Annotated in this window: 17 protein-coding genes; 6 read left to right on the plus strand and 11 right to left on the minus strand. The window is 74.7% G+C overall.

The features are described from left to right. Positions 1–130: 130 nt before the first annotated feature. Together ACZLKG_RS09780 and ACZLKG_RS09785 are read left to right on the plus strand one after the other, a co-directional pair. Entirely contained in the window at positions 131–511 is a 381-nt protein-coding gene (locus ACZLKG_RS09780; RefSeq protein ID WP_463648625.1) for a class I SAM-dependent methyltransferase, read from the plus strand. Between the two features lie 102 nt (positions 512–613). Continuing rightward, the gene (locus ACZLKG_RS09785; protein WP_425708667.1) at positions 614–1,159 is read left to right on the plus strand and encodes a DUF488 domain-containing protein; all 546 of its coding nucleotides are present in this window, start codon (positions 614–616) and stop codon (positions 1,157–1,159) included. 22 nt (positions 1,160–1,181) lie between these two features. Here ACZLKG_RS09785 and ACZLKG_RS09790 read toward each other — a convergent pair whose 3' ends face one another. The 10 genes from ACZLKG_RS09790 to ACZLKG_RS09835 form a co-directional block, all read right to left on the minus strand. Then, entirely contained in the window at positions 1,182–2,045 is an 864-nt protein-coding gene (locus ACZLKG_RS09790; RefSeq protein WP_425708668.1) for a TrmH family RNA methyltransferase, read from the minus strand. A 70-nt stretch (positions 2,046–2,115) separates the two neighbouring features. After that, positions 2,116–2,496 (minus strand): 50S ribosomal protein L20, encoded by a 381-nt coding sequence (gene rplT / locus ACZLKG_RS09795; RefSeq protein WP_425708669.1) that lies wholly within the window; start codon positions 2,494–2,496, stop codon positions 2,116–2,118. A gap of 30 nt (positions 2,497–2,526) precedes the next feature. After that, positions 2,527–2,721, minus strand: a complete 195-nt coding sequence (gene rpmI, locus ACZLKG_RS09800) for a 50S ribosomal protein L35 (protein ID WP_425708670.1) — start codon at positions 2,719–2,721, stop codon at positions 2,527–2,529. 80 nt (positions 2,722–2,801) lie between these two features. After that, the gene (infC, locus tag ACZLKG_RS09805; RefSeq protein WP_425708671.1) at positions 2,802–3,893 is read right to left on the minus strand and encodes a translation initiation factor IF-3; all 1,092 of its coding nucleotides are present in this window, start codon (positions 3,891–3,893) and stop codon (positions 2,802–2,804) included. A gap of 368 nt (positions 3,894–4,261) precedes the next feature. After that, on the minus strand, positions 4,262–5,065 hold the full coding sequence (locus tag ACZLKG_RS09810; protein ID WP_463648627.1) for an SseB family protein: 804 nt from the start codon (positions 5,063–5,065) through the stop codon (positions 4,262–4,264). Next, the gene (priA, locus tag ACZLKG_RS09815; protein ID WP_463648628.1) at positions 5,062–5,883 is read right to left on the minus strand and encodes a bifunctional 1-(5-phosphoribosyl)-5-((5-phosphoribosylamino)methylideneamino)imidazole-4-carboxamide isomerase/phosphoribosylanthranilate isomerase PriA; all 822 of its coding nucleotides are present in this window, start codon (positions 5,881–5,883) and stop codon (positions 5,062–5,064) included. Before priA ends, ACZLKG_RS09810 begins: the two co-directional genes overlap by 4 nt. Further along, complete coding sequence (hisH, locus tag ACZLKG_RS09820) at positions 5,880–6,536, minus strand: imidazole glycerol phosphate synthase subunit HisH (protein WP_425708674.1); 657 nt, start codon at positions 6,534–6,536, stop codon at positions 5,880–5,882. The genes priA and hisH overlap by 4 nt, the downstream gene beginning before the upstream one ends. Continuing rightward, a complete protein-coding gene (locus ACZLKG_RS09825) occupies positions 6,537–7,304 on the minus strand; it encodes a hypothetical protein (protein WP_425708675.1) in 768 nt (255 codons plus the stop codon). Continuing rightward, complete coding sequence (hisB, locus tag ACZLKG_RS09830) at positions 7,301–7,900, minus strand: imidazoleglycerol-phosphate dehydratase HisB (RefSeq protein WP_463648629.1); 600 nt, start codon at positions 7,898–7,900, stop codon at positions 7,301–7,303. The genes ACZLKG_RS09825 and hisB overlap by 4 nt, the downstream gene beginning before the upstream one ends. Further along, positions 7,897–9,084, minus strand: a complete 1,188-nt coding sequence (locus tag ACZLKG_RS09835; RefSeq protein ID WP_463648630.1) for a histidinol-phosphate transaminase — start codon at positions 9,082–9,084, stop codon at positions 7,897–7,899. Before ACZLKG_RS09835 ends, hisB begins: the two co-directional genes overlap by 4 nt. Before the next feature lie 249 nt (positions 9,085–9,333). Between ACZLKG_RS09835 and ACZLKG_RS09840 the strand changes: the two genes are divergently transcribed. After that, entirely contained in the window at positions 9,334–9,702 is a 369-nt protein-coding gene (locus ACZLKG_RS09840; protein WP_425708678.1) for a DUF952 domain-containing protein, read from the plus strand. A 118-nt stretch (positions 9,703–9,820) separates the two neighbouring features. Further along, positions 9,821–11,974, plus strand: coding sequence for a RecQ family ATP-dependent DNA helicase (locus ACZLKG_RS09845; protein ID WP_463648631.1), 2,154 nt, complete (start codon positions 9,821–9,823; stop codon positions 11,972–11,974). Between the two features lie 63 nt (positions 11,975–12,037). On the opposite strand, the gene hisD is transcribed toward ACZLKG_RS09845, so the two are convergent. Then, positions 12,038–13,375, minus strand: a complete 1,338-nt coding sequence (hisD, locus tag ACZLKG_RS09850) for a histidinol dehydrogenase (protein WP_425708680.1) — start codon at positions 13,373–13,375, stop codon at positions 12,038–12,040. A 126-nt stretch (positions 13,376–13,501) separates the two neighbouring features. Between hisD and ACZLKG_RS09855 the strand changes: the two genes are divergently transcribed. Together ACZLKG_RS09855 and ACZLKG_RS09860 are read left to right on the plus strand one after the other, a co-directional pair. Next, positions 13,502–14,044 (plus strand): DinB family protein, encoded by a 543-nt coding sequence (locus ACZLKG_RS09855; RefSeq protein ID WP_425708681.1) that lies wholly within the window; start codon positions 13,502–13,504, stop codon positions 14,042–14,044. Positions 14,045–14,073: 29 nt separating this feature from the next. Continuing rightward, complete coding sequence (locus tag ACZLKG_RS09860) at positions 14,074–14,322, plus strand: RNA-binding S4 domain-containing protein (protein WP_425708682.1); 249 nt, start codon at positions 14,074–14,076, stop codon at positions 14,320–14,322. The last annotated feature ends 5 nt before the right edge of the window (positions 14,323–14,327 follow it).

Here is a 14,327-nt window from a genome sequence, read left to right on the forward strand (position 1 = left end):
CGCCGCGGCATCGCGTCGGTTCGACGTGCGAGCATCCGCGAATCCCCTCGTCCGGCGGGTCTCGCGCGCACTCGCAGCGGTCAACGCCCGACATCCGTGGAGCCACAACGACCACTTCCACCCCTGGATCGTGCGCCGCCTTCCACGCAACAGACCACGCGCACTGGACGTGGGCTGCGGACAGGGTCGGCTCCTCCGGACACTCGCCGCCCGCGTCGGGGACGTCACGGGGACCGACGTCGACGCCGAGATGCGACGGCAGGCGACCGAACGCTGCGCAGGGCTGACGAACGTCCAGATCGTCGACTCGCGGCTCGGCGCGCTGGACGGGCCGTACGACGTCGTCACCATGATTGCGGTCCTGCACCACCTGGACGACGACGTCCCGACCGCCGAGCCGACGATGCCCTACGACGAGCTGCGCGCCGTCGTCGGTCGGGTGCTGCCTGGCGCACGCATGCGGCGTCGGCTCGGCTTCCGCCACACGATCGAGTGGGAACGTCGCTCCTGACGGCCACCAGCGTGGGCGCCCCTCCCGGCGGCGACCAGTGAAGGCGCTCCGGTTCACGGCATCACACGGCAGACCATCACCCACCGTGCTTACCCTGGACGGATGACCAGTGTGCTGACCGTCGGGCACGGGCGGCAGAGTGCTGAGGAGCTGCTCGGGCTGCTGACCGGAGCGGGCGTCACGCGGCTCGTCGACATCCGCTCGTTCCCCGGCAGCCGGAGGAACCCGCAGTTCGGCCGGACCGAGATGGCGGCGTGGGTGCCCGACGGCGGCATCGAGTACCGCTGGGCCAAGGCGCTCGGCGGTCGGCGTCGACCGGTGCCGGACACCCGGCACGTGGCACTCCGGCACGAGTCGTTCCGCGCCTACGCGGACCACATGGAGACCCCGGAGTTCCTCGGCGGCGTGGAGACACTGCTCGGCCTCGCGAACGAGGCGACGACCGCGGTGATGTGCAGCGAGTCTGTGTGGTGGCGGTGCCATCGCCGGCTGCTCGCCGACCACCTCGTGCTCGTGCGCGGCGTGGCGGTCACGCACCTCATGCCGGGCGGACGGAACGCCGAGCACCGGCCGACCGAGGGTGTCCGGGTCGAGGGCGAAGGCGCCCGGCTCGTCTACGACGTCGGGGCTACGCCGCCGCTCGTGTAGGGCGCCGGACGCGAGGAGGCCCTCAGACCTCGCGGCGCTGGGCCCGGGCGCTGGCGTAGAGGCACAGCGCGGCGGCGGTGGCGAGGTTGAGGGACTCGGCCCGGCCGTGGACGGGGACGCGGACGACGGCGTCGGCGAGCTCGCGCTGGGCGCGGGTCAGACCGTGCGCCTCGTTGCCGAGCAGCCAGACCGTGGGCACCGCGAGGTCGGGCGCCAGCAGGTCGGTCGCGGCGAGCTCGCCCTCGACGGACAGCTGCAGCCCGTGCGCCCGCGCCAGGGCACGGTCCGCCAGCTCGTCGAGATCCCACTCCCCCGCGCCGTCGGCAGCGAGGACCTGCAGTCCGGCCGCGCGCAGCTCGGCAACAGCCTCATCGATCTCGAGACCACCCACCACGGGAAGGTGGAAGAGTGACCCCGCGGTCGCCCGCACCACCTTGGGGTTCGTCACCTCGACGCTGCCCGCACCCAGGAGCACGGCGTCGGCGCCGGCGGCGTCCGCGGAACGGATGACGGTCCCGGCGTTGCCGGGGTCACCGGCCGCGACCAGCACAGCGACCAGGGACGGACCGGACGCGACAACGGAGGTGAGGTCCGGCGTCGTGGCGGGCTCGGTGCCCACGACGTCGGCGACCGCGAGCACGCCCTGCGCGTCGGCGCTCATCGCGCGGACGACCTCGGCGGTCGCCTCGTGCAGGTGGAGGCCCGCGCCGATCGCCGCCTCGACGACGTCGTGGTGCGTGAGCGCGGCGTCCTGGGCCACGTAGACGTCCCGGACCCGGCCGGGGGCGAAACGCACGAGCTCCCGCACGGCCTGCGGACCCTCGACGAGGAACTGGCGGTACCGGGAACGCGACGAGCGCCCGGACAGCGCCGCGACCCTCCGCACCCGCTCGGAGCGGGGGTTGGTCAGCAGCGTGTCCGGGCGCTCGGAGCGACCGGTGCCGTTCGGCGTCAGGTCAGGCCGCCGGCGCGTTGACGTCGGCCGGCAGAGCCTTCTTGGCCACCTCGACGAGGGCGGAGAACGCGGCCGGGTCGGAGACCGCGAGCTCGGCGAGCATGCGGCGGTCGACCTCGACGCCTGCGGCCTTGAGGCCCTGGATGAACCGGTTGTACGTCAGGCCGTCGGCGCGTACCGCGGCGTTGATCCGCTGGATCCACAGACGACGGAAGTCACCCTTGCGCGCCTTGCGGTCGCGGAAGGCGTAGGTCTCCGAGTGGAGGACCTGCTCCTTCGCCTTGCGGTAGAGCCGCGAGCGCTGTCCGCGGTATCCCGATGCCTTCTCGAGGGTCGAGCGGCGCTTCTTGTGGGCGTTGACCGCCCGCTTCACACGTGCCATGTCAGGTGCTCCTCAACCTCTGCTCAGGCCTTACAGGCCGAGCATCTTCTTGACGTTCTTGGCGTCGCCGCCGGTGATCTCGCCGTCGTTGGACAGGCGACGGACCTGGCGGCGCGACCGCTCGGCGAACTTGTGCACCTTGCGCGTGCGCTCGTGCATGATCTTGCCGGAACCGGTGACCCGGAACCGCTTCTTCGCACCGGAGTGCGTCTTGTTCTTCGGCATGCTTCCCTCTCGGTCGCGCCCTCGCGCGACGTAACTGTGCTCCCGGGACCTGACGGCCGTCGGACGTTCCTTGCTGGACGCTAGGCCGACGCCTTGGGGGCGCTCGGCCTCGGCGCGGCCGGCCGGGGCGTCGCCGACGGCTTCGGCGCTCCCGGCTTGGGTGCAGCGGCCGGCCTGGCGGTGGTGGCCGGCGATGCTGCGGGCGTGGGCGTCGAGGCCGGCGTGGTGCCGGTCGACGGGGCGGGCGTCGTCGACGAGCCCGACGACGCCGGGCGGGCGGACCCGCTCGTGGACGAGGCCGGGCGGGCGGACCCGCTCGAGCTCGAGGCCGGGCGGGGCGAGCCCGACGCCGGACGGGCCGAGCCGCTCGCGGACGAGGCCGGACGGGACGTGCCCGACGACGGGCGCGAGGAGCCGGACGACGGGCGACCGGAGCTCGCGGGGCGCGTGCCCGACGACGAGCGCGACGGGCCCGACGAGCGCGGGGCACCCGTCGACGCGGGGCGCGCCGGGGCCGAGGTCCGCTCCGACGGCGGGGCCTTGGCGAAGACCGGAGCCTCGATGACCGGGGCGTCGGGCGCGGCGGCCGGCGCCTGGGCGGCCGGCCTCGCGGCCTCGGCCTGCTTCTTCTCGCCCTTGTGCTCCTCGGAGGACGCCTTCCGGGCCTCCTTCTCGGCCGCACGCTTCTTCAGCTGCTCGGTGTGCGCCTCGGACTTCTTCCGGTGCGGACCGATGACCATCGTCATGTTGCGGCCGTCCTGGCGCGGGGCGGACTCGACGGAACCGAGGTCCTCGACGTCCTCCGCGAGCCGCTGGAGCAGCCGGATCCCCATCTCCGGGCGCGACTGCTCGCGGCCGCGGAACATGATCATGACCTTGACCTTGTCGCCGCCCTCGAGGAAGCGCACGACGTGACCCTTCTTGGTCTCGTAGTCGTGGGCGTCGATCTTCAGGCGGAAGCGGATCTCCTTGAGCATCGTGTTCGCCTGCTTGCGGCGGGCGTCACGCGCCTTCACGTCCGACTCGTACTTGAACTTGCCGTAGTCCATGAGCTTCGCGACCGGCGGTCGCGCGTCGGGGGCCACCTCGACGAGGTCGAGGTCCGCCTCCTGGGCAAGCCGAAGGGCGTCCTCCACGCGGACGACGCCGACCTGCTCTCCGCCAGGACCCACGAGTCGGACCTCGGGGACGCGGATACGGTCGTTGATACGGGTCTCGCTGATGCTGAGCTCCTTGATCGTGGATGGGCCGAGACCGACCGTCAGGAGCCACGAGAAAGGCCTCCGACGCAAGAGCGCGGAGGCCTGGGTGTGCGCAGCTACGCACGTGGACGAGACACCATGCCCCGCCCGACCAGATACCCGGTACCCCAGGGGTGCCAAGGTGGGATCTCTCCGCTTGCTCGCCGGTGCCGCGGACGGTACCGGCCGGTCAGCCACCCACTCTAGCAGGAGCCGGCGCCGCGCCCCAGTGGTGGGGCACGTGCCGTGCGTCTCGGGCGGAGCGCTGCCCGGCGACGATCGCTGCTCGGGCCGCAGCGCTACTCGGCGACGAGCGCCGGGTACAGCTCGAGGGAGTCGACCCGGTGGCGCAGCTCCTCGAGCTCGCCCAGCCGGGTGGACACGCGCGCGAGCTCGGCCTCGAGGCCGGCGCGGTCGAACCCGGGCCGTACCGCGAGCACCACCCGCAGCTCGGCCCGCACGCCCGCCTCGAGCCGGACGCCGAGGATGTCGGACGAGCCGCGCAGGGCGGACGTGATCGCCGTCGGCAGCTCCTCGTCCTCCCAGGGCGGCACCCAGTCCTCGCCGGCCGCGACGGCCCCGACGGCCGGCCGGCCGACGAGCACCGGGCGGTCCGAGGCCGGGTCGAGCACGAGGATCTGGTCCGGGGTCTGCGTGGCCGAGGCCGCGGCCCGGGTCCCCTCGACCGGGACCGGCCGCGCCGCCGGGTCCCACGCCCGCATGGCGTCGTAGCTCGAGAAGGCCGGGAGCGCGGCCCGTCCGTCCGGGGTCGCCACGGTGACGGACGCGGCCGACGCCACGGCGTCGGCCTGGGCGTCGCCGGAGATCTGCTTCTCGTGCCGCGCGACCTCGCCGGCCTCCCGGCCCGGGTGGTCGTGGGCGACCACGGGCACGAGCACGCGCCCGGTGCGCAGCTCGGCCACGACGTCGACGATGCGCCGTGCCGGGTCGGTCTGTGCCAGGGCAGCCGCCATGGACTCGGTGACGGAGCCGTCGTCGCCGGCGAACGGGTTCGCCCTGAGCATGCGGCCCGCCCACGCCTGTCCCGCGGAGTCCGAGAGCTCCGTCGGGCGCCGGCCGGACCCGGGGACGATCTCGCTCATGCCCGACCCGCCACCTCGAGCGCCTCGGGGAGCGTGAACGCGCCGGCGTACAGCGCCTTGCCGACGATCGCACCCTCGACGCCGACCGGCACGAGCTCGCGCAGGGCCGCGAGGTCCGACAGGCTCGAGATGCCGCCGGACGCCACGACCGGGGCGTCGGTGCGCGCGGCCACCCGGGCGAGGAGATCGAGGTTCGGTCCCTGCAGGGTCCCGTCCTTCGTCACGTCGGTGAGGACGTAGCGGGAGCAGCCGTCGGCCTCCAGGCGGTCGAGCACGTCCCACAGGTCGCCGCCGTCCTCGGTCCAGCCCCGGGCCGCGAGCGTGGTCCCGCGGACGTCGAGTCCCACCGCGACCTTCTCGCCGTGCTCGGCGATGACGCGGCTCGTCCACGTCGGGTTCTCGAGCGCGGCGGTGCCGAGGTTGACGCGCGTGGCACCGGCGTCGAGGGCGCGGGCGAGCGACGCGTCGTCGCGGATCCCGCCGGAGAGCTCGACCGAGACGCCGAGCTCGCCGACGATCCGGCCGAGCAGCTCGTGGTTCGAGCCGCGCCCGAACGCGGCGTCGAGGTCGACCAGGTGGATCCAGGTTGCGCCGTCGGCGACGAAGCGGCCAGCGACGTCGGCGGGCTCGCCGTACTCCGTCTCCGAGCCGGCCTCGCCCTGGACGAGCCGGACCGCGCGGCCGTCGACCACGTCGACCGCGGGCAGCAGGACGAGCGGTGGCGCCTGGCCGGTGGACGAGGTGGCCCGGTCGCCGGGAGCTGAGGCGGTGGGCGCCGCGGGGGCGGGAGCGGGAGTCGCCGGGTCGGGCGTGGTCATCGGGATCCTCCGAGCTGGTCCACCCAGGTGCGCAGGAGGTGCGCGCCGGCGTCGCCGGACTTCTCGGGGTGGAACTGGGTCGCGGTCAGCGGGCCGTTCTCGACGGCGGCCACGAAGGGCGCGCCGTGCTCGGACCAGGTGACCTGTGGCGGGGTGGTGCGGCCGTCGGCGAACGGCGCGGCCGGGTCGGTGAGCACCCCGTAGGAGTGCACGAAGTAGAACCGCTCGTGCTCGACGCCGGCGAACAGGCGGCTGCCGGCGGGCGGCGTCACCGTCGCCCAGCCCATGTGCGGGACGACCTCCGCGGGCAGGCGCGTGACCTCGCCGGGCCACTGGGCCAGCCCGTCGGCCCGGACACCGTGCTCGGTGCCCGCCTCGAACAGCACCTGCAGGCCGACGCAGATGCCGAGCACCGGGCGCCCGCCGGCGAGACGCCGGTCGAGCAGGCGCGGCGCGTCGACCGCGCGGAGCTGGTCCATGACGGCGGCGAACGCGCCGACACCGGGGACGACGACGCCGTCGGCCGCCTCGACGTGGGCCGGGTCGGCCGTGAGCGCGACGTCGGCGCCCGCGCGCTCGAGGGCGCGCACGGCGGAGCGCACGTTGCCGGAGCCGTAGTCGAGGACGACGACGCCGGGCCGGTCGGTGCCCACTCAGCCTCCCCGGCCGAACAGGCGGCGCTTCGGGCCGCGCCCCGTGACGTCGATCGCGCGCACGGCGCCCGGGATCTCGTCGGGCGCACGACGGCCGAGGACGATGTCCTCGACGACGTCGTCGGCGTTCGCCAGCAGCAGGCCCGGCGCGACGTCATTGCCGGGCTCGCCGGCCGTCCACTCGCGGGCGACCAGGTGCCCGGCAAGACCGGACTCGAGGCCCGAGTCGACCCCGAGATCGGCCTGGACGAGCACGACGCCGCGGCGCGTGATCGTCGACATCGCCGTCGCGAGCTCCTCGCCCGCGTTCTCGCTCGGCTCGGGCCGGTGGGCGGCGGTCACCGCGTCGTCCGCGGTGATCTCGTCGGCGGTGATCTCGTCGGCAGCGGGGGCGTCAGGGCTGGTCGCGTTGGAGCCAGTGGCCCCAGGGGTGCCGGCGGTCTCGCTGGTCCCCATGGTCCCGCCGGCCTCCGGTGTACCTGCGCCGGCCGGAACGCCCGGAGCGTCCAAGGCTTCCGGGCTGTCCGGGATCGTCGGGTCGGACGCGGTCGCGCCGGACGCGCTGGCGTCGCCCAGCAGCTCGGAGATGTCCCAGTCGGTGTGCTCCACCCTCGCCGGCAGCGGCCGGGTCACGACGACGCCGGAGCGCGACGGCACCGCCACGGCGTCCGTCATGCCGAGCTGGCGGCACGCGGCCGCGACGACGTCGGGCCGGGCGAACGGCGTGAGCACGATCGCGAGCCGCTCCGGAGCGCCGGGCACGCTCACAGCGCGCCCTTCGTCGACGGCACGCCCGTCACGCGGGGGTCGATCGCCACCGCCTCGCGCAGCGCCCGGGCGAAGGCCTTGAACTGCGCCTCGACGACGTGGTGCGGGTCGCGGCCGGCGAGCACGCGCACGTGCAGGCAGATCGCCGCGTGGTGCGCGACCGACTCGAAGACGTGCCGCGTGAGCGAGCCCGTGAAGTGGCCGCCGATCAGGTGCATCGCCTGCGCCTCGGACTCTCCCGTGTGCACGCAGTACGGCCGGCCGGAGACGTCGACGACGACGTGGGCGAGCGCCTCGTCGAGCGGCACGGTCGCGTCCGCGAACCGCGTGAGGCCGACCTTGTCGCCGAGCGCCTGACGCAGCGCCTGGCCGAGGCTGATCGCCACGTCCTCGACCGTGTGGTGCACGTCGATCTCGATGTCCCCGGTCGCGCGCACCGTGAGGTCCATCCCCGAGTGCTTGCCCAGGGCGGTGAGCATGTGGTCGTAGAACGGCACCGACGTGGAGATCTCCGTCCGCCCCTCGCCGTCGAGGTCGAGCTCGACGAGAACCTCCGACTCGGACGTCGTGCGCTCGACGCGTCCCGTCCTGCTCATGACAGCACCTCTTCCAACGCCGCCCGGAAGCGGACGTTCTCCTCGGGCGTGCCGACCGACACGCGCAGCATCCCCTGCGGGCCGACCTCGCGGATGAGGACGCCCCTGGCCACCAGAGCGTCCCACACCGCGTGGCGGTCCTCGAAGCGGCCGAACATGACGAAGTTCGCGTCCGACTCGACGACCTCGAGCCCGCGGCCGCGCAGGTGGTCGACGAGGGCGTCGCGCTCGTCGCGCAGGAGCTTGACCTGCCCCATGAGCGAGTCGCGGTGCGCGAGGGCGGCGAGCGCCGCCGCCTGCGTGATCGCGGACAGGTGGTAGGGCAGGCGGACGACGCGCAGGTGGTCGATCAGCTCGCGGGCCGCGGCGAGGTAGCCCAGTCGCAGGCCCGCCATCCCGAAGGCCTTCGACATGGTGCGCGCGACCGCGAGGTGCGGGTGGTCGGCGAGGAGCTCGAGCGCCGAAGGGGTGCCCTCGCGACGGAACTCGCCGTAGGCCTCGTCGATCACCACGACGGTCGCGGTGGTGCTGCCGTCGCCGCTGGTGGGGGCGCCGACGGCCGGTCCGGTGGAGGCGTCGGCGGCGGGGCCGGTGGTCCGTGCGTGGTCGAGCAGCGCGACGAGGTCCCGGTCGGCCAGCGCCGTTCCCGTGGGGTTGTTCGGGCTGGCGAGGACGAGCACCGCCGGACGGTGCTCCGTCATGGCGGCACGGGTGGCCTCGAGGTCGACGGTGAAGTCCGCGGCGCGGTCCACGGTGACGAAGGACGTCTGCGTGTCGCGCGCGTACTCGGGGTACATCGAATAGCTCGGCGTGGCCGTGAGCAGCGTCCGGCCCGTCCCGCCGAAGGCCTGGAGGACGTGGAGGAGGACCTCGTTCGAGCCGTTGCCCGCCCACACCTGCTCCGGGCCCAGCTCGACCCCGGACTCGACCGCGAGGTAGGCGGCCAGCTGCTCGCGCAGCTCGGGGAAGTCCCGGTCCGGGTACCGGTTGAGGCCCGTCGCCGCCGCACCGACGGCGCGCGCGATGTCCTGGGCCACCTCGGGGGCCGGCGAGAACGGGTTCTCGTTGACGTTGAGGATCACCGGTACGTCGATGCGCGGCGCACCGTAGGGGCTCAGGCCCGCCAGGTCGGGGCGCAGCGGCAGCCGGGGTGGTCCGGGGTTCGTGCTCGGGCTCGTGCTCACCACCCGATCGTAGGAACTCCCGCCCCCGCGTGGCACGCGGTCTCAGCCGCGGGGACCGGGCGTGGGGTTCGACGTCGGGCGTGGGGTTCGAGGTCGGGCGTGGACGTGGGCCGGAGCACATGGGGTGGCGCCGACCACGCTCGGATCGAGACGTGGCACAACCTTTGCCCGCTAGCGGTGTCCGGTCTCACGAATCAGGTGCGCCTCGCCCCCTGAGCAGGCGCGGACGGCGCGGCTAGCCTGGCTGCTGTGGAGCACATCTGGCACCTGGCGTACGCGGCGGACCTCGCTGACGCGCGCGAGACGGGGATGTACCGGGTATCGACCCGCGGCGCGACGCTGGAGTCCGTCGGGTTCATCCACGGCTCCTACCCCGACCAGCTCGCCGGCGTCGCCGCGGCACTGTACGCGGACGACCCCGAGCCGCTGGTGGTGCTCGTGCTCGACGCGCACGTGCTGCGCTCGTGCGGCCTCGAGATCCGCGAGGAACCGGACCCCGCCGACCCCACCGGGCCCGCGTACCCGCACATCTACGGCCCCATCCCGATGGACGCCGTCGTGGCGGTGCGGCCCGCCGCCCTGGCCGCCGGCGAGCTCGTGGTGGGCGCTCCCGCCTGACGGGCGTCGGACCTGCGCGCAAGCCCGCGGGGTCCACACGTGCCGCGGCCGACGCTGCGTCCACAGTCGGCAGGGAACCGGCGGCGCGGATGTCCGGCGTCGTGCGTAGCGTGACGGCATGATCTCGACCGACCCCGCCGTGACCGCTCCTGCCCTCACCGAGCTGCGCGACCGGGCCGAGGGCGTGCTCCGCGCGCTCGTGGGGCGCGACGACGTGGCGCTGCGCGAGGACCAGTGGCGGGCGATCGAGGCGCTCGTGGGTGGGTCGAGGCGCGTGCTCGTCGTCCAGCGCACCGGCTGGGGGAAGTCGGCCGTGTACTTCGTGGCGACCGCGCTGCGGCGCCTGGCCGGGGCCGGGCCGACGGTCATCGTCTCGCCCCTGCTCGCGCTCATGCGCGACCAGATCGCGGCGGCCTCGCGGGCGGGAATCACGGCCGTCACCCTCAACTCCACCAACGTCCAGGACTGGGACGAGGTGCACGCCGACATCGCCCGCGGCGCCGTGGACGTGCTCCTGGTGAGCCCGGAGCGGCTCAACAACCCGCAGTTCCGCGACCAGGTGCTGCCGCGCCTCGCGGCGGACGCGGGCCTCGTCGTGGTCGACGAGGCGCACTGCATCTCCGACTGGGGACACGACTTCCGTCCCGACTACCGGCGCATCCGCACGCTGCTCGCCGACCTTCCGGGCGGCGTCCCCGTGCTCGCGACGACCGCCACGGCGAACTCGCGCGTCACACGCGACGTCGCGGAGCAGCTCGGCGGCGCGGACGACGTGCTCGTGCTGCGCGGCAGCCTCGACCGGCCGGCGCTGCACCTGGGCGTCGTCGACCTGCCGGACGACGCGGCGCGGATCGCCTGGCTCGCGGGGGCACTTCCCGCCTGGGACGGGTCGGGGATCATCTATGCGCTCACCGTCTCGGCCGCGCACACCGTCGCCGAGCAGCTGCGCAGCGCCGGGCACGAGGTGCGCGCCTACACGGGACGCACGGAGCCGGCGGAGCGCGAGGTGCTCGAGGCGGACCTCAAGGACAACCGCGTCAAGGCGCTCGTCGCCACCTCCGCGCTCGGGATGGGGTTCGACAAGCCGGACCTGGCGTTCGTCGTCCACCTCGGCTCACCGTCCTCGCCGGTGGCCTACTACCAGCAGGTCGGGCGTGCGGGCCGCGCCGTCGACCGTGCCGACGTCGTGCTCCTCCCGGGGCGCGAGGACCGGGCGATCTGGCAGTACTTCGCCTCCCTCGCGTTCCCGCCCGAGGAGTCGGTGCGCACCGTGCTGGACGTCCTCGCCGAGCAGGGCGTGCAGTCCACGCCCGCGCTCGAGACGGCCGTCGACCTGCGACGCACGCGGCTGGAGACCATGCTCAAGGTCCTCGACGTCGACGGCGCCGTGCAGCGGGTGCGCGGCGGGTGGGAGAGCACCGGGCAACCCTGGACCTACGACGCGCAGCGCTACGAGCGCGTCGAGGAGTCGCGGCGCACGGAGGCCGAGGCGATGCTCGCCTACGCGCGTCTGGAGGCGCCGCAGTGCCGGATGGCGGTGCTGCGCGCCCACCTCGACGACCCCGACCTGGCCGAGGGCTGGCGGTGCGGGCGGTGCGACCTGTGCGGCGGCATGGAGCTGGCGTCAGGCGTCGACGAGCGGGCGGCGGAGCAGGCGCGGGCCGGGCTGGACCGTCCCGGGCTCGAGATCGAGCCGCGCAGGCAGTGGCCGTCCGGGATGGCCCGGCTCGGCGTCGAGCTGTCCGGGAAGATCCCCGAGGGCGAGCGCGCCGAGACCGGCGTCGCCGTGGGTCGGCTCGACGGCGTCGGGCTCGCAGGCGCGCTGCGCACCGCCCTCGGGCCGGCGGCGGGCGACGGGCCGGTGCCCGCCGACCTCGTGGGACCGCTGCGTCAGACCCTCACCGCATGGGCGGCCGGCACCGATCCGGTCGCCGGGATCGTCGCGGTGGACTCCACGACGCGGCCGCAGCTCGTGCGCGACCTGGCCGTGCACGTCTCGCAGACGCTCGGGGTGCCCGTCGTCGGCGCACTGGCACCCGCCCCGGGGACCGAGCCGGGTCGGCACGACGTCAACTCGGCGAGCAGGCTCGCCTCCGTGGTGCGCCGCCTCGAGCTGGGGCTGTCCGAGGCCGCGCTCGCCGGACTGCCCGGTCGCCGCGTGCTGCTCGTGGACGACTCCACCGACTCCGGATGGACGCTGACGGTCGCGGCGCGGATGCTCAGGCGCGCCGACGCGGACGCCGTCGTGCCGCTCGTGCTCGGGGTGCGCTGACGCGGACCGCGGAGCCGTTCGGTGAGCGGGGCTCGGCTCGACCGGCGGGCTCGGCCGCCCCCGTCAGCGGCCGGAGAAGCGGCGGACGTTGACGGCGTCCGCGTGTGCCGGGAGGTCCTCCGCCTCGGCCAGTGCCCTGAGGTAGGGGGCCTCGGCCGCGAGCGCGTCCTTGGAGTACTCGACGAGCTGCACCGGCCGGAGGTAGGCCATGACCGACAGGCCGGCCGTGAACCGGGCCGTCCCGCCCGTGGGCAGCACGTGGTTCGAGCCCGCGAGGTAGTCCCCCAGCGGCACCGGCGAGTACCCGCCGACGAAGATGGCGCCCGCGTTGCGGATCCGGCGCGCGACCGCCGGCGCGTCGGCGGTGTGGATCTCGAGGTGCTCGGCCGCGTACGCATCGGCGACCGCCACGGCACGGTCGAGGTCGTCGACGACGACGCTCGCCGACTGCGGACCGGAGAGGGCCGTGGCGACGCGCTCGTGGTGCCGTGTCGAGGCCGCGAGCTCGGTGAGGTGGCGCTCGACGGCGTCGGCGAGCGCCTCGTCGTCCGTGATGAGCACGCTGGCGGCGGCCGGGTCGTGCTCGGCCTGGCTGAGCAGGTCCGCGGCGACGTGCAGCGGGTCCGCGCTCGCGTCGGCGACGACGGCGATCTCCGTGGTGCCGGCCTCGGCGTCGATACCGACGACACCGCGGACGAGGCGCTTCGCGGCGGCGACGTAGACGTTCCCCGGCCCGGTGACGACGTCGACGGGCTCGGCGAGCGCCTCGCCGTCGGACGTGCCCTCCTCCCCCGCCGCGCCGTATGCGAGGAGCGCGATCGCCTGGGCGCCGCCCGCGGCGTAGACCTCGGTCACCCCCAGGAGGGCGCAGGCGGCCAGGATCGTCGGGTGCGGCAGCCCACCGCGGTCCGCCTGCGGCGGGGACGCGACGACGAGCTCCTCGACGCCGGCGGCCTGGGCGGCGACGACGTTCATCACGACGCTCGAGGGGTAGACCGCGAGGCCGCCGGGCACGTAGAGGCCGACGCGACGCACGGGCACCCACCGCTGGTGGACGAGCCCGCCGGGAGTGATCTCGGTGGTGACGTCGGCCGGGACCTGCGCGGCGTGGCCCGCGCGCAGGTGCTCCGCCGAGCGGGACAGGGCCTCGCGGACCGCCGGGTCCAGGGAGTCGAGCGCGTCGACGAGCGCCTCGGCCGGTACCCGCAGGTGATCGGGGCGGACCCCGTCGAAGCGCTCGGCCGCATCGCGCACGGCGGCGGCACCTCGGGCACGGACGTCGTCGACGACGGGCGCGACGGCGGCGGCCGCCGCCTCGACGTCGAGGGCGGCCCGGGGCAGGGTGTCCGCCAGCGCGGCGCGCGTGAGAGCGCGGCCCCGAAGGTCGATTCGACGCAGCATGCGTTCAGCCTAGGGCGCGAGCCCCGGCGGTGCCGCGGGACATCGCCGTACGGACGCCGCCTGCGAGGCATCGGTCGCGACCTCGGCGCGCGGGGGCCACCCGGCGCCGTCGGTACGCTCCGGGCCATGACCACCGACATCGACGAGCAGGGCCGTCACGAACCGCCGCTGGAGGGCGACGAGTGGGAGACCCTCACCGGCTTCCTCGACTTCCAGCGCGCGACCCTCGGTTGGAAGACCTCCGGCCTCGGCGCCGAGGCCCTGGCACGCACGCTGCCTCCGAGCACGATGACCCTCGCGGGACTCCTCAAGCACCTCGCCTACGTCGAGGACGACTGGTTCTGCCGGTGGCTGCGCGACGAACCACGCAGGCAGCCGTGGTCCGAGATCGACTGGTCGGCGACCCCGGACTGGGACTGGGACTCCGCCGTCGACGACGAGCCCGCGGTGCTCCGCCACCTGTGGGGCCGCAGCGTCGCGCGTGCGCGGACCGCCGCCGAGGACGCCTACCGGGACGGCGGACTGGACCACCCGGCCGCGCGAACCTGGCCCGACGGGCGATCCCCCAGCCTGCGCTGGATCCTCGTCCACATGATCGAGGAGTACGCACGGCACAACGGGCACGCCGACCTCCTCCGCGAGGCCGTCGACGGCCTCGTCGGCGAATGACGGGCCGATCCGTCTGGGACGATGGGCCCGTGCCTGCCCAGCCCGCCGACATCCCGGTCCGCGTGCCCGTGCGCCTCGGTCAGCTGCTGCAGCTGTCCGGCATCGCCGACACCGGGTCGGACGCCCGCACCCTCGTGGCCGACGGCGACGTCCTCGTCGACGGCGCGCCCGAGCTGCGGCGCGGCCGTCAGCTCACCGGCGGCGAGATCGTCGAGGTGCGCCGGTCGAGCGGCGTCGAGTCGGTCCGGGTCGTGGCCGACGGCCGCTCGGAGGGCTGACCGGC

The organism is Georgenia sp. Z2081, assembly GCF_055326445.1.

Coding starts and splice junctions, on each gene's coding strand:
- ACZLKG_RS09810 (WP_463648627.1), bottom strand. CDS start 5,065: ATGAGCGAGATCGTCCCCGGGTCCGGCCGGCGCCCGACGGAGCTCTCG.
- hisD (WP_425708680.1), bottom strand. CDS start 13,375: ATGCTGCGTCGAATCGACCTTCGGGGCCGCGCTCTCACGCGCGCCGCG.
- ACZLKG_RS09845 (WP_463648631.1), top strand. CDS start 9,821: ATGATCTCGACCGACCCCGCCGTGACCGCTCCTGCCCTCACCGAGCTG.
- ACZLKG_RS09785 (WP_425708667.1), top strand. CDS start 614: ATGACCAGTGTGCTGACCGTCGGGCACGGGCGGCAGAGTGCTGAGGAG.
- priA (WP_463648628.1), bottom strand. CDS start 5,883: ATGACCACGCCCGACCCGGCGACTCCCGCTCCCGCCCCCGCGGCGCCC.
- rplT (WP_425708669.1), bottom strand. CDS start 2,496: ATGGCACGTGTGAAGCGGGCGGTCAACGCCCACAAGAAGCGCCGCTCG.
- rpmI (WP_425708670.1), bottom strand. CDS start 2,721: ATGCCGAAGAACAAGACGCACTCCGGTGCGAAGAAGCGGTTCCGGGTC.
- hisB (WP_463648629.1), bottom strand. CDS start 7,900: ATGAGCAGGACGGGACGCGTCGAGCGCACGACGTCCGAGTCGGAGGTT.
- ACZLKG_RS09855 (WP_425708681.1), top strand. CDS start 13,502: ATGACCACCGACATCGACGAGCAGGGCCGTCACGAACCGCCGCTGGAG.